This is a genomic window from Pseudomonadota bacterium, from assembly GCA_039033415.1.
Classification (GTDB): Bacteria; Pseudomonadota; Gammaproteobacteria; order Xanthomonadales; family SZUA-38; genus JANQOZ01.
In genome coordinates, this window is record JBCCCR010000011.1 from 117,693 (window position 1) to 131,650 (window position 13,958).

The 13,958-nt window shown below is 63.7% G+C and carries 7 protein-coding genes and 1 riboswitch; of the genes, 2 read left to right on the forward strand and 5 right to left on the reverse strand.

The window, feature by feature from the left end; all coding sequences use genetic code 11:
• The first annotated feature begins 5 nt into the window (after positions 1 to 5).
• Positions 6 to 118, forward strand: a riboswitch (SAM riboswitch).
• A 92-nt stretch (positions 119 to 210) separates the two neighbouring features.
• Positions 211 to 1,482 carry a cystathionine gamma-synthase gene (metB, locus tag AAF358_10955; GenBank protein MEM7706064.1) on the forward strand — a complete coding sequence of 424 codons (1,272 nt, stop codon included), beginning with the start codon at positions 211 to 213 and terminating at the stop codon, positions 1,480 to 1,482.
• A gap of 66 nt (positions 1,483 to 1,548) precedes the next feature.
• Here metB and AAF358_10960 read toward each other — a convergent pair whose 3' ends face one another.
• The 5 genes from AAF358_10960 to AAF358_10980 all read right to left on the reverse strand — a co-directional run bounded on the left by AAF358_10960 (position 1,549) and on the right by AAF358_10980 (position 9,234).
• Positions 1,549 to 2,832, reverse strand: a complete 1,284-nt coding sequence (locus AAF358_10960; protein MEM7706065.1) for a DUF1501 domain-containing protein — start codon at positions 2,830 to 2,832, stop codon at positions 1,549 to 1,551.
• An 11-nt stretch (positions 2,833 to 2,843) separates the two neighbouring features.
• Positions 2,844 to 4,826 (reverse strand): DUF1800 family protein, encoded by a 1,983-nt coding sequence (locus tag AAF358_10965; GenBank protein ID MEM7706066.1) that lies wholly within the window; start codon positions 4,824 to 4,826, stop codon positions 2,844 to 2,846.
• A 185-nt stretch (positions 4,827 to 5,011) separates the two neighbouring features.
• Positions 5,012 to 6,304, reverse strand: coding sequence for a GTP-binding protein (locus AAF358_10970; protein MEM7706067.1), 1,293 nt, complete (start codon positions 6,302 to 6,304; stop codon positions 5,012 to 5,014).
• Positions 6,297 to 7,760 (reverse strand): GTPase, encoded by a 1,464-nt coding sequence (locus AAF358_10975; protein MEM7706068.1) that lies wholly within the window; start codon positions 7,758 to 7,760, stop codon positions 6,297 to 6,299. Before AAF358_10975 ends, AAF358_10970 begins: the two co-directional genes overlap by 8 nt.
• A 115-nt stretch (positions 7,761 to 7,875) precedes the next feature.
• Positions 7,876 to 9,234 (reverse strand): HD domain-containing phosphohydrolase, encoded by a 1,359-nt coding sequence (locus AAF358_10980; protein ID MEM7706069.1) that lies wholly within the window; start codon positions 9,232 to 9,234, stop codon positions 7,876 to 7,878.
• Positions 9,235 to 9,559: 325 nt separating this feature from the next.
• Between AAF358_10980 and AAF358_10985 the strand changes: the two genes are divergently transcribed.
• On the forward strand, positions 9,560 to 13,957 hold the full coding sequence (locus AAF358_10985; GenBank protein MEM7706070.1) for an ATP-binding protein: 4,398 nt from the start codon (positions 9,560 to 9,562) through the stop codon (positions 13,955 to 13,957).
• The last annotated feature ends 1 nt before the right edge of the window (position 13,958 follow it).

The window sequence follows — 13,958 nt, forward strand, 5'->3', positions numbered from 1 at the left end:
GTGAGTACTCATTGAGACCGGCTGAGGGAAAGGCCCTTTGAAGCCGGGGCAACCTACGAACCTAACCCGTTCGGAAAGGTGCCAAATCCTGCGGAACCTAAGTTCCGGGAAATGAGTGTCGGTAAAAGCGGTAGTGCTAAGGACCCGACGCCCACCTGAAGCCTGACGGCCCAGGACCAATGAGTCACCGACTAACGGAGAACATTGGAAATGAGCCAGCAACCGAATCAACCCGCCACCGTCTCGGCAACGCCGATCAGCGCCCTGCAGGACCGTCAGTCAGGGCCCAAACGCCGTTCTGCCGCCACCACCGCTGTGCGCACCGGCATCGAGTGTGATCAGGAGCACGGCGCGGTTGTACCGCCGCTTTATCTGTCGAGCAACTTTGCTTTCAAGGGCTTCGACGACAAGCGTCCCTATGACTACACCCGTTCGGGTAACCCGACTCGCGATCTGCTCGGCGAGGCGATCAGCGAGCTTGAGGGTGGGGCGGGCGCCGTGATCACCTCGTCCGGCATGTCGGCGGTTTACCTGGTCACGCACCTGCTGGCGGCGGACGACCTGGTTTTGGCGCCGCACGATTGCTACGGCGGTTGCTACCGGCTGCTGGAAAATCTTGCCAAGCAGAAGAAGCTGCGCCTCAAGTTTTGCGACTTCTCCGATACCGCTGCGGCCCGGGAGGAGATTCTCCGTTCCAAGCCTCAGCTCGTCTGGCTCGAAACGCCCAGTAATCCGCTTCTGCGAGTCAGCGATATCAGCGCCTTGAGTGAAGCGGCCCGGGAGGTGGACGCGCTGGTGGTGGCGGACAACACCTTTCTGTCGCCCGCGCTGCAGCAGCCGCTGGCGCTTGGCGCAGACATTGTGGTCCACTCGACTACCAAGTATCTCAACGGTCACAGCGATGTTGTCGGTGGGGCGGTGGTTGCGAAGACGTCCGAGCTGCATGAGCAGCTGACCTGGTGGGCCAACTGCATCGGCGTGACCGGCGCTCCGTTTGACAGCTTCCTGACTCTGCGCGGTATCCGTACGCTGAAGGTTCGTGTAGCCCAGCACGAGAGCAACGCGCGGCGGCTCGTTGACCTGCTGACCTCACACGCCGCCGTGTCGCGGGTCTACTACCCGGGGCTGAACAACCATCCGGGCCACGCTGTCGCTCGCCGCCAGCAGTCCGGCTTCGGGGGCATGATCAGCTTTGAACTTCGCGGCGACGTTGGTGAAGTGACCGAATTCCTGCGCAGCCTGGAGCTGTTTTCGCTGGCGGAATCACTCGGTGGCGTCGAGTCGCTGGTGGCCCACCCGGCGACCATGACCCACGCCGCCATGAGCAAAGCGGCGCAGCGCGAGGCGGGTATCGAGCCGACGTTGGTCCGGCTGTCGGTCGGCATCGAGGACGCCGACGACCTGGTGTCGGACGTTCAGGCTGCGCTGGATGCAGCGCTGGAGATCTCGCTGGAGAATGAAGCTCAGGCCGTCGGCGGCTGAGCTGAGCTTCAAACAAAAAAATGCCCCCAAAACGGCTTGCGCCGCCGGGGGCCCCGGTTTCTGCGCCTAAAGCAGATTGATGGGTGAGTAGTTGTAGCCGGGGAATACGCTGCCGACCACCCCACTGCCGTTGCCCAGAATCACGTCCATGACGGTGCCGTGAACCTGGCGGAAATCGGTGGTTGGGATCACCCCGTCGCCCTCCCGGTCGACCGCCGCGATGCTCGGGAACGTGCCGTAGAGTCCACCGGCGACCCGCCCGCTGATCACGGTCATCGGATCCCCGTAGCCGTGGTCGGTCCCGTTATTGCCATTTTCACTGACCTGACGTCCAAATTCGCTCTGGATTACCAGACACATATCGTTGGCGCTCTTGTTCGGGTCGTTCGCAATATCGAGGTAGAAGGCCGTGACGGCCTCGCTCACTTCCCGTATGTTCCGCCCGAAGCCAGTATTGGGGTTCACCGGCTGCTGGTTGTTGTGTGTGTCCCAGCCGCCTTTGTTCAGCGCCGCTGCCGCAATTCCCAGGTCCAGCTTCCAAAGCTGGGCAATGAGCGCGAGGTCTTCGCCGATGCCCGTATCGGGGTAGGTGACACCGCCAGCCGGCACGTAGTTGTCCAGATCGAAAGAATCGATGAGTTCGACCGCGTCTACGGCCGCCTGTCCTGCCAGATCGAGTGTCCCGGAGCCGTTGCCGTACATATCGGCAAGGCCGGCGAGGTGAGTGTCCTCATATCGACCGGTGTTGGGGCTGAAGCCGCCGGCCGAGTCCAACGTTGCTACATCGGCGTAGCCCGAAAGACTGACGGGCGTATTTGAGTCAGACGCTAGTCCTGTGAAGACCGCGTCGCTGCTGTGTGGGATAGCGGCGAGGTACCGACCAAGAAAGCCGCCGCCGGCGGCGGACTGGCTGCCGGGTGTTCCCAGCTCGATCTCTTCCTGCGCGTCGAAGTGACTCCGGGTGAGGGCGTCCAGGGGATGACCGCAGGAGTGAACGAACGCCACGTTGTTGCGGATGCTATGCAGGTCTGGGCACAGCGGGTTAAGCCCCCAGCCGCTGCCCCCTGGCATATCCACCATGCTCAGCGTAGTGCCGGGATCGATAAACGTATTTCCCCGGTCCTGGGCATAGTTTGTCAGGTTGGCACCGCTCGTGGGCACCAGATAGCTCAGACCGTCCATCCCCCCTCTGAGAAACAGATAAACCAGCAGTTTTGTCGGCGCGGTGCCGACACTCCCGGCGGTCACGCGTTGGGTGAAACCCAGCCCCAAAGTTCCGGTACCCAGGGCTCCCGCCCCGGCGCCCATGCCGGCCAGCAGGCGACGGCGATTACGATTAATCTTATCCATTGTCCGTCTCCTTATCGCTGCATGAACTGAGGTGACCAGAGGATCAGCTTGACCAGTCCGGTCAGCCTCGAGCGCCAGCGGTCGTTGCCGCTGTCCTGGGTCAGACGATTGCGCTGGATGGGCTCGTCGGCGCCCCAGCCGTTTGCGTCAGCGAGGTCACCCGGGTAGTCCTGGGTCATGAACTGCAGCGCCGCCCGACCGACGGCGGTGGGTGCCGACTGGTAGTCACCATTCCCGGCCCAGCCGCCGGCTGGAGTGAAGCCCAAGGCCCAATTGCACCAGAACTCCACCAGCTGCCTCGGCGTCGGGTCGCCGGACAGACTATTCAGGGTAATGTCGATGGCCCGCATCGTCCGCGTTGCAGAATTCGACGCGTTACGATCCAGAAGAAAGTCGATGGTTCGCCAGGCCTGAACCAGCGAATTGGAACCCTCCCAGTGGGATCGCTCATCCGGAAACCCGTCTGGAGTGCGCCAGTCGAACAGCCTTTGGCCGGCGGCATTGAAGGCGCGAAGCATATTACTGGTGGTGTTGTCACTCATGCGCCAGGTGTGGTCACATCCGGCGGCGCGCATTGCGGCCACCACATAATCGAAGGGGCGCCGCACCTTTTCACCCCAGTAGCTGGGGCTTTTGAATTCCGAGGACAGCAGAATTGTCCGCAGCGTTCGAGCGATCTGATCCGGGCTTTTGCGATGCGCGTAGAACGTCGCCGCTGCTGCGTCGACCACCGACTGCGGCGGCTCGTCCGCGATCAGGCGTTGGCAGAGTTTGCGGGCAATGTGCCGAGCCGTCGCGGGATGGTAAGCGGCGAGCTTCACGATCAGTCGGCCTTCGGTTTCGGCATCCAGCCCCGAGGGGATCGCCGCAACCCCGAGCGTCAGCACCGCTTTGGTAGAGTCCTTGTTGTGCTCGTCCTCGCGTGTAAAAAACAGCCCCGTACCGCAGCTGGTGTCCGTATCCTGGTCACCGTAGCGCCAGCCGGTCATGCTCTGGGCGGCGGTGAGCACATCGTCGTCGGTGTAAACCGCGGCGATCGGCAGTGACGGGTCGGCGAGGAAACCCAGGTTCTGGCTGTCCAGCTCTGGATCGTTGAGCGCGGTGTAGGGGTTTTCGGGGAGTGCTTCGACAAAGCGCGGGTTCGCGTTGCCGGCGTAGTCTTCTGAGCCGATGCAGTGCAGCTCAAAAAGCTCGCGACAGTAGTTTTCGTTGATCGCGCCGTCACGACCGTTAACGTAATTGTCTAGGTACCGCAGCATGGCCGAGTGCTGGCTGGAGGCGTAGATCAGCTCATAGAAATTGCCGAAGACGTTGCTGCGAATCACGTCGCGGTCCCAGCCAACCCAGGACACATAGACGTCTCGGTTGAGGCGCGCAAATACGTTGAGGTGGTTGTGCCAGAAATCCACCACCAGCTCGCGAAGCTGCCAGCGACTGTAGCACGCGGCGTTAAAGGTGAACTTTTCCACCTCGGCGTAGGGGCGTGAGTACTCGCTGAACGAACCACATTCATACTGTGAAAACAGGGCAGTGTGCGACTGATCCAGCTGAGTGAAGTCCGCAGCGTGCTCGGCCATGCGCGCGTCCAGCTCGGGGTCTTCGCTGCTCGGCGCCAGCTGTTCCTCGACGTAAGCGGCCAGGCGCGCGTCGTCCGTATTGCCCAGTGATTCAAAGTAGGCGAGGTCGCCCGTGGCGGCAAAGTTGGTATTTACCGACTCAAAGCCGTTGGCCAGAATCGTGTCTGGGTTGGCGCCGCTGGAGCCGGTAATGCCCCGATTGATGCCGAAGCCCATTTTGCTCAGAACCCGCACGGCAAAAGGCGGCGTCAGCGTGGAATCTGAACCCGATTTGCTGGCGCTGCGGCGCTCGCCGACGGCGGTTTCGGGCGGCTTGGTTTCGGCGTTGACTTGCGTTGTGGCGAGCCCGGCGAGCGATCCTGCTCCGGTCGCCTTGAGAAAGGCGCGACGTCCTGTCTGAGGTTCATGAAGTGGCATGGCAAAAATCCTTACATCTCAGACAATGTTGAAATGTACGCGGTGGTGCGCGGTCAAAGTGTGACTTAGATCATGCTTTGGTTACGGCGTTTCCCGTCATGAGTGCCGACGGCGCCAAGCACCTGCCATCTCGTCAAAAGCGCACCGGAATGGTGCAAAAATCAGAGGGTTACGCTAGGGGAGAACTAGCGGGAAGCTGACTTGAGCCGGCTGCTGATCTGGTCTCGGGCGTCAGCCAGGATCGAGGTGCGGTCGAGTGAATCAAGGATCGCGCGCACCGTCTGCTTGGGGCCGTTGGTGCCCCACGATTTGCCGTTCACCAGATAAGCCTCCGCGGACCGCCCCACGAGGTAGGTGGCGTAGTAAGCGAGCGCGCCCTGCGCCGCGCCCGTGACGGCAACCGACAGTCCGACGCTAACCGTTTTCAGCGCTGAAGAAACCAGGTTGACGCCCCATACGGCGCCCATCAATGCCGCGAGCTGGGCCATGATGGTGGCCAGCAGCTTGCCGCTCTCATGGCGCCCCATGGGCAAGCCGTAAACCCGGCTGAGCTGCACCACCAGGGCCACGTCCAGAGCGGCGGCAGCCAGCAGATCCGCGACCGGCACCGGATTGAGCGCCACGGCGACACCCTTGGTCAAGCTGTAGCTGCGCAGCACCTTCTCCGCGATCTGGCGCCTCGCCTTGACCATGCGGGCAGCCACCTGGTCGGTGAGCTTGCCGGCAAACAGGGCCGCGTTGAGCGCCGCCAGGGTTTTGCCTTCCGCTTCGAGCACGCGCCAGATCCGCTCCTTGAGTTCCTGGATCTGCGGTTCGCGCTGCCGCTGGCTCTCCGTTTCCCGCCCGTTCTCGTCGACCGTAACCACCAGCTGTGGGCGCGGGCTGGCCGCAATGGGCACGATGTTCTCCGGCTTGACGAGGTCCTGGCAGCGTTCGCGCAGCGCGCTGAGCAGCTGGGCCTGCTCTTCGGGGGTGTATCGATCGGTTTTGTTCAGCGCGGCGATCACGGGCCGGTGGGCGGCGGTCACAATGCGCATGGCGTTGATTTCGGATTCGGAGATATCGCCATCGAGCACAAAGATCACCAGATCGGAACGCTCGGCGACCTCGAAGGCCAGCTTTTCTCGCTGCTCGCCGTCCAGTTCATTGATGCCCGGCGTATCGATGAGATGCACGCCCCCCGCGTGGCCTTCATCCCATCGCGCGGTCTGCGCCTGCCGCGTCTCGCCGTGCAGCGGACTGACCGAGAAAACTTCCCGTCCGACCAGCGCATTCAGTAGCGACGACTTGCCGGCGCTGACCTTGCCGAACACGGCGAGATGGATCTCGCCCCGCGCAAGCTTTTCGGTCATGGCTTCCACCTGGTGGTAGTCAGCCTCCAGCTCCTCCCGAACGTCCTGGGGAATCGAGCTGTCGGCGAGCAGGTCACGGAGGTTTCGTGAGGCGCTGAGCAGGTGCTCCTGGCCGTCTTCAGTCATTGCGATCTTCAGCCTTCCAGCGGGTCAGCGCCAGGCGGGCATAGCCCAGCGCTTTCTCTTCGACGGATTCGTCCAGTTGTTTCTCAAACCGATCTGCGGCCCACACGGGGTCCAGCGACTTTCGCTCCTCCAGCGAGGCGCAGATCGACCGGCCCAGGCTGTCGAAGATCATGCCGTAGGCCGCTGCATGGATCACACCGCCGGTGAGGGTGCCGATGCCTGGAAAAGCCTTGAAGGCATTGCCGGTCACCGCGAGGACCAGGGCGGTGGTCTTTTTGAGCCGGTCGCCGGCGAGGGTGAGAAAACGGTCGATCTCGATTTCCCGCACGGGGATTTCGTACAGCTCCCCAAGCTCTCGCAGAAAGCGCGTGGCGAGGGCAGCCTGAATCACCAGGTCGGATCCGGGAGTGATGGCGGCCAAAGCTCCGATCACGGCCCGGCGCGCATATTTTTCGGTGAGGGCCTGGCCCGCCTCGCTGCGCTGGTCAGCTTCGGCGCGCTGGAGTTTTTCGCTGGCCAGCTTCAGCGAGCTGCGCTCGCGCTCACCCTCAAGCTCCTGACGCGCAAGCTGGCGGTCGACGGCCTGCCACAGGGTATCAACCTGGGCTGGTCGCTCCCGGGTGGTGAGCTTCTCGTTCCCACTCTCCTGCAGGACGACCTGCTCTTCGCCGCCGGCACTGACGGTGACGACCGACGCAACGTCGGCACCGCTGCGTTCGGCCAGCCGCTCGGACAACGCCGCCAGTTCCTCGGCGGTGTACCGATCGGATTTGTTGAGTGCAACAATCACGGGCTTGCCATAGCCGGCCAGGCGTTTGAGCTCAACCCCATCATTGCGGTCGAGGTCGCCGTCAGCCACGTAGATCACCAGGTGCGCCCGAATCGCCTCATCCCGGGCCGCGTCCATCAACTCCTCCGTCGCCGCGTGGCCAAACCCGGGAACATCAGCCAGCTGCACCGGCCGGCCTGCGCGGTCGCCCGCGTAGTGGGCAATGCGGCGGGTCGTACCCAGGGTCACGCCGGCGGTCAATTGATGCTGTGGGAGCAGGGCTTCAATCAGCGAGCTTTTGCCGGCTGACGCGCCGCCGAACATGGCCAGATACACCTCGCCACTGTCCTTGCGCTGATCCAGGCGACGAAGCTCTGCCTGAGCCGTGCCGATCGCGACACCTCGCTGGTCCGCGTGGTCGATTCGCTCGCGCAGCGTTTCGGCATCCACCACCGAGGGCGAGGGAGGTTGAGAGTGCGCCGGGCCGCGCAGCAGCCGGATTCCGACCAGCGTGCCAGCACCGGCAAAGAGCACCATGACTGCAGCAAAGGCCGGCGGTGCCCAGGGCCCTACCTCACGCAGCCGCTCCCACACCGACAGCAGGAGATCGGCCGACATCATCAGCGCGATCATGAGCAGCAGCACCAACAGGCCAACGAGAATGGCTGCCAGGGAACGAACGGTCATGGCCCATTATCGCATGAGCCGGCGGCACATCGGGTTTGCGGGTAGCAAGCGTGTCAACCGCGGGCGGCACAACCTGGCCGAGGAAACACGGGGCAGGGCCGGACGGCCCGTGGGATCAGCCGAAGGCGAGCTTTCGCCAGGTCGGCCGCTGAGCCTCGTAGGCCTCCATAATCACGTTGGGGTCGAGGCCAAACTCGCCCGAGGCAAGGCCGCGGTTGATGCTGACCGGCTTGTCCTCGTGGGTGCTGTTGTAGTTTCGCAGATCGACTCGCTCCAGCTTGTCCAGCGGCCGCTTGTCGCTTCCCAGCACCATCAGAACCACCGGCTGAATTCGCTGTGACACGTTTTGCTCTTTGATCAAAGCAACCTCGCCGGTGCACAGCTCGACCAGCGTGCCGGTCGGGTAGATGCCTAGGGCCTGAATAAACTCCTCGACCAGCTGGCCCTGAAACAGCACTTCCCGATGGTCATAAAGGAAGTCGGTCGCCTCAGCCGCGGTATAGACCTTGTCGGTGTGAGGTCGCAGGCTGGTCATCGCGTCGTAGGTATCCGTCAGACCGGCGATACGACCGAGCAGCGGGATCTGATCCCCGAACTTACCTTCAGGATAGCCGGACCCGTCGAAACGCTCGTGGTGGTTTTCCACCACTTCGATGACGTCATCACCGATGCCGACACAGCGATCCAGGATTTCAACGCCGTCGGTCACGTGGGCACGCAGCCGCGCGATTTCTTCGTCGGCCAAGGTGCCCTTTTTGTCGAGCAGCCGACGCGGAACCTTCGCCTTGCCAACCTCGCAAAGCAGGGCGCCGAGCGCCAGCCGGTCCAGCTGATGTTCCGACAGCCCAAGATGCCGCCCGAGGACCGCCGACAAGACGGCCATGCGCACGGAGTGGCCATAGGAGTAGGCGTCACGGTCACGCAGCTTGATCATCCAGACAAACGCGTCCGGGTGGCGGATCACGCTTTGCACCATTTCCTGGGTGGTGCGACGAACCCCTCGGACACTCAAGGCGCGGCCGACGCGAATATCGTCCACCACGCCCGCCACTTCGCGAGACAGGTCTAGGTGGAACTGTTGCGCGCGCTTCATTTCGCGGCGGAAGCGGCGGGGCGAACGATAGAAGTCTGGCCGGACCTTGATCGGCACCGAGCTGATGCCATAGAGATCCTGGTCTTTACCCAGCCGGCGATTCGGCGTGGGGATGTTCAGCAGCTCTGCGCTGGTGTCTTCAACCTCGGTGGCCTGGCGCCAAGGCCGGTTGAGCGCCGAACCGGCTTTCGGCGGCACGCCACGTAGGACGTCAACGTAGACAAACTGGCAATATTTACGCAGGGCGGCGATATCACGTTCGCCGCGGACGACAAAACCCTGGAAGGGAAACGGTGTGGACAGCCATGGCCGATCAAGCTGGCACACATACATGCCTTTGATCAGGTTTTCGACTTCAACTTGGACCTGTTCTGTCCGCACTGCTTCCTTACTCTCCCTTTGCTAGCGGCGTGTCCCTCGACGATCGCCAATTCGCCGACACCTTCGCCTCCCTACCATAGGATCGAACGGGTGTTCGGTTCTGCGAACTGGATCACAACCGCGCCGCCCTCAAGCGGCAATTCTGCTCTCGGCTCCCTGCCGAGCGCACGGCCGACGCCCTCACTGGCTGGCCACGAAAGAGCGGTTATCGACATCTTCCATGTCTGCCTTTACCGCATCTCCCGGGAAAAAGGTAACCTATCTATCCGTGCTCGTCTATCGACGGGAGCGCCCAAGTTGCTGAATTAACATTGGTTTAACGATCTTGAAACACGCTTTTGCTTTCGCGGCCGCCGTATTGGTCGCCGTACTCACGCTCGTTGCCCCGGCAGGCCTGCTGGCAAGCCAGGTGGTCGACGTGCTGACCGTTGAGGATGGCCTGCCCGCCAACGCGGTCACCGCGCTGGCCCAAGACGCAGAAGGGTTCCTGTGGATCGGCAGCAGCGACGGGCTGGCACGCTTTGACGGGACGGACTTCACCCTGTTTCGTAACGATCCGTCCGACCCCGGTTCGCTGCCGGGCAACGGGGTGCAGGCGCTGCTCGTAGACCGCAGCAATCAGCTCTGGGTCGCCCTGGAGGGAGCCGGTCTGGCGGTGCTGAGCCCCGGACAACGCCGGGTGAGCAAACTCGAGCTCGACGTACCCGAGGGATCCGGCAGCTTCGACGTTTTTGCGCTTGCCGACGATCAGGCGGGAGACGTCTGGGTTGGGCTCTACAAGGCAGGCCTGCGCCGTTTTCGGGGCACGCCGCCACAGCCTGAGTCGTTTGCCGCCGCCGGGCAGCTGAGGAGTCAGACCGTCTTCGCGCTAGCCCCCGACGCTGTCGGCGGCATCTATCTCGGCACGATCGGCGACGGTCTTCAGCGCCTCGATGCGGACGGGTCACGGCTGCGACCGAGCCGCCTGGCGGCAAAGAATATCTGGGCGCTGGCGACTCAAGGTGGGCTGCTCCGGGTGGCGCCTGAAGGGCAGGCGGGCACCTTCGACTTTGAGGGCGGACAGTTTGCCGCGCTGCCACCGTTGGCCAATCAGGTCACCACGATCGCACCGCTGGCTGACGGCCGCGCCTGGCTGGGGAGTTACGCCGGTCTGGCGCTGGTGGACCCCGACTGGCAGTCGATCAGCCGAACGCTGTCCGCGCAGCCCGCGCTGCGCGACGCGCTGCCCAGCAACCAGGTCAATGCTTTACTGCTCGATCGGGAAGGCTCCCTGTGGATCGGCACCAGCGACGGTTTGGCCCGGCTGCCCGCGGGCTGGGACAACTTCACGCTGTATCGCCATGACCCGTTGGCGGATCAATCCATCAGCGCCAGCCCGAGGGTGGCGGTAGGGACGGCGACATCGATCTGGGTCGGCGGGGTGTCCGGCTGGCTGGATCGCATCGATCGCGCGAGCGGTCTGGCGCAGCGGCTCGCGAGGCCTGAACGCGAGGGGATGCCGACCACCGGCGGCGTATGGTCGATTCTCGCGGAAAGTGACGAGCGGCTGTGGCTCGGTCTGACCGGCGGCGTGGCGCGCTTTGAGCCGTCAACCTCGGCACTGCGGTTTGTGCCGGTTGCGCCTCGGGAAAACGCCAGCGGACCGGTGCGCGTTGAACACATTGCGCGCGACCGCCGCGGCAACCTCTGGCTCGGCGCGACCGAACGCGGGCTGCTGCGGCTCGATGCCGAATCGCTGACGCTGGAGGATTTCAGCGACCGCATCAGCGGCGCTTTTGTAGAGCAGCTCTCACTGGCGCCGGACGGCACGCTCTGGATTGCCAGCGACGGGGGACTCGATCAGCTGGATCCGCAGCGCGGGACGGTGGCCGCGATGCTGCCGAGCGGTGAATACACCCTGAGCTTGGCACACGGTCTGAATCAGGACCTCTGGGTGGGTCACCTGGACGGGCTCGTGCATTATCAGAAAACCGCCGGCGGGCTCGAACGCGTCAGGCAATTCACCGAGGCGCAGGGTATACCTCAGATCCGCTTCGGAGGGATTGCCGTTGATACCAGCGGGGACGTTTGGCTGACCAGCCAGCGGGGCCTGTTTCGCTACCGGCCGGCGAGTGGCCTGACGCAGTCCTTTGGCCGCCCAGACGGGCTCGTCAGCAATGAGTTTCGCGAGCGCCCGCTGTCCCGGATGGCCGGTGGTGAGCTGCTCGCCACCAGCGCGCGGGGCATCCTGGCCTTTGATCCGCTGCAGGTGTCGGTGACCGGGTCACCGCCGCCGGTGGTCATCACCGAGGTACGGGTAGCCAATCAGCCCGTCATGCGGCTTGAAGAGGCATGGCAGACCATCGCGCTGGAACATTCGGGCGGCGATATATCGTTTCATTTCGCGGGCCTGTCGCTGGTCAATCCGGCGGCCAACCAGTACGCCTATCAACTGGAGGGGCTCGACGAAAACTGGATCTACGCGGGAAATGCTCGCTCCAGGACCTATAACAATCTAGCGCCGGGAAACTATCGGTTTATGGTTAAGGCGGCGGACGCCCGCGGTTTTTGGAACGAAACGCCGGCGACGCTCGCGCTGAGTGTTCCCTATCCGCCGTGGCGGACCGGCTGGGCTTATCTTGGTTACGTGCTCGGTGGATTGGGGCTGCTGGCCTGGTCCGGCCTGGGTTTTCGCCAGCGGCTTCGGCGTGGCCACGAGCTCGATCGCGCCCGCGAGCGCCAAACCTGGGCGGAAACCCAGCGCGACATGACGCTGTCGCTCACCTCTTCGCTGGAGGTGACAGAAATCCTCAAGCGACTGCTGCGTGGACTGTCGGAGGTGGTCAAATCCGACCGCGCTGTGGTCAGCGTCGACTGCGCTGGGCTGCCCCGAGCGCAGGTACACGACGGTTACCGCGCCGCGGACCTGCCAAACTTTCGGGACATCCGAAACACGATCCTTCAGCTGTCCCAGCCCGCCGTCGACGAGCCGACCACGCTTTCGGCGATGGGGCAGCTCGGCGGCAGCATCACGGTGCCGGTGGCGGCGGGTGATCGGGTCATGGGTGTGGTCACGCTGAACCGGGAAGATGCTCAGGGCTACGTCGAGCGCGACCGAATGATGGCCGCCACCTACGCTCGTCAGGCGGGCGTCGCGCTGGAGAATGCCCGGCTCTTTCGCGAGGTCAAGAAGCTCGCCGATGAGGCCGAATCAGCCAACCAGGCGAAGTCTGATTTTCTCGCCAAGATGAGCCACGAGATTCGCACGCCGATGAATGGTGTCCTGGGCATGACCGAGATGCTGCTGGAAACATCACTGAGCGGCGATCAGCGGAACTACGCCCAGGCGGTGCAGGATTCGGGCAACGTGCTGCTCAACATCATCAACGACATATTGGATCTATCCAAGATCGAGGCGGGTCGCCTCGAGCTTGAGACCATCGACGTTCACCTGGGGCAGCTAGTCGAGCAAACGGTCAAGCTGTTCAGCGGCGCGGCGGCCAAAAAGGGGATCGAGCTCGGCTACCTGATCGATCCCAACCTGAATCGCCACTTTCTCGGCGATCCGGTGCGGATTCGGCAGGTGTTGATGAACCTTCTGAACAACGCGCTAAAGTTTACCGAACGTGGACGGGTCCGGGTCGACGTAAGCCCGGGTGCCGACAACACCGTACGGTTTGTCGTCAAGGACACGGGTATCGGGATGGACACCGGCGCCTACCGACAGCTTTTCCAGCCGTTTACGCAGGCTGATCAGTCGACCAGCCGGCGCTATGGCGGCACGGGGCTAGGGCTGGCGATCTGCCGGCAGCTGGTCGACAAGATGGGCGGCTCGATCGACGCGGTGACCAAACCGGGTCACGGGAGCCTGTTTTGGTTCGAGCTGCCGCTGGCGCAGGTTCGCGAGGCGGTTGAGCCGCGTCTGCCCGGCACGGACTGGCTGGAGCAGGGTTACTGCCTGCTGCTCATGCGTCCCAGCATCGCGCGCGAGGCGATTTTGGCTTTTCTGACCCACCAGCGAATTAAGGTTGAGGTCAGCACGGGTTCACCCGCCGAACCGCTGCCTGCGTCCCCGCCGGTACTCATCATCGCCCAGGCGGCGGCGTGGTCAGCGGAGCTCGCCCGGCAGCTCGCCAAGCCGCACCAGCCGATCGGCGTGTTGTGGGTGGTGGACGACGGTCAGGCACCCTCGTTGCCCGCCGGTCTCAAGCTCGCCGGCAACCCGCTTCGGCCGCCAGTCTTTGAGTCGGAGCTGATGCTGCGGCTGATGGAAGCCTCGACGGACTCAGCGCCGCCGGCGGCAGCCAGCGAGACGCCCGTTGCCAGCGGCAAACACCTGCTGGTGGTGGAAGACAACCCGATGAACCAGGCGGTCGTGCTGGAGATGCTCGACGGGCTGGGGCACACGGTGGACGTGGTGGACAGCGCTCCCGAGTGCCTGTCACAGCTCGCTTCGACGCGCTACGACCTCATCTTGATGGACTGCGAGCTGCCGGGTCAGGACGGCATCGAACTGACCCGGACCCTGCGTCGGGATACACGTCCCCACGTGGCGCGGCTACCCATTGTCGCGCTGACGGCTCACGCCGGGGCCGATTACCACCGTCGCTGTATGGACGCCGGCATGGATGCCTTTCTGGACAAGCCGATCAGCAAAGCGCGCTTACGCGATGCCCTGGAGGCCGCGCTTGGCGGCACCCGCCGGCCGGACGCCGAAACCGGCTCAGCGCCTGATACCGCTTAGG

What these genes read in the sequence shown, in the direction of transcription:
- metB (MEM7706064.1), top strand. Translation starts at nt 211, where the DNA reads ATGAGCCAGCAACCGAATCAACCCGCCACCGTCTCGGCAACGCCGATC.
- AAF358_10970 (MEM7706067.1), bottom strand. Translation starts at nt 6,304, where the DNA reads ATGACTGAAGACGGCCAGGAGCACCTGCTCAGCGCCTCACGAAACCTC.
- AAF358_10960 (MEM7706065.1), bottom strand. Translation starts at nt 2,832, where the DNA reads ATGGATAAGATTAATCGTAATCGCCGTCGCCTGCTGGCCGGCATGGGC.
- AAF358_10965 (MEM7706066.1), bottom strand. Translation starts at nt 4,826, where the DNA reads ATGCCACTTCATGAACCTCAGACAGGACGTCGCGCCTTTCTCAAGGCG.
- AAF358_10975 (MEM7706068.1), bottom strand. Translation starts at nt 7,760, where the DNA reads ATGACCGTTCGTTCCCTGGCAGCCATTCTCGTTGGCCTGTTGGTGCTG.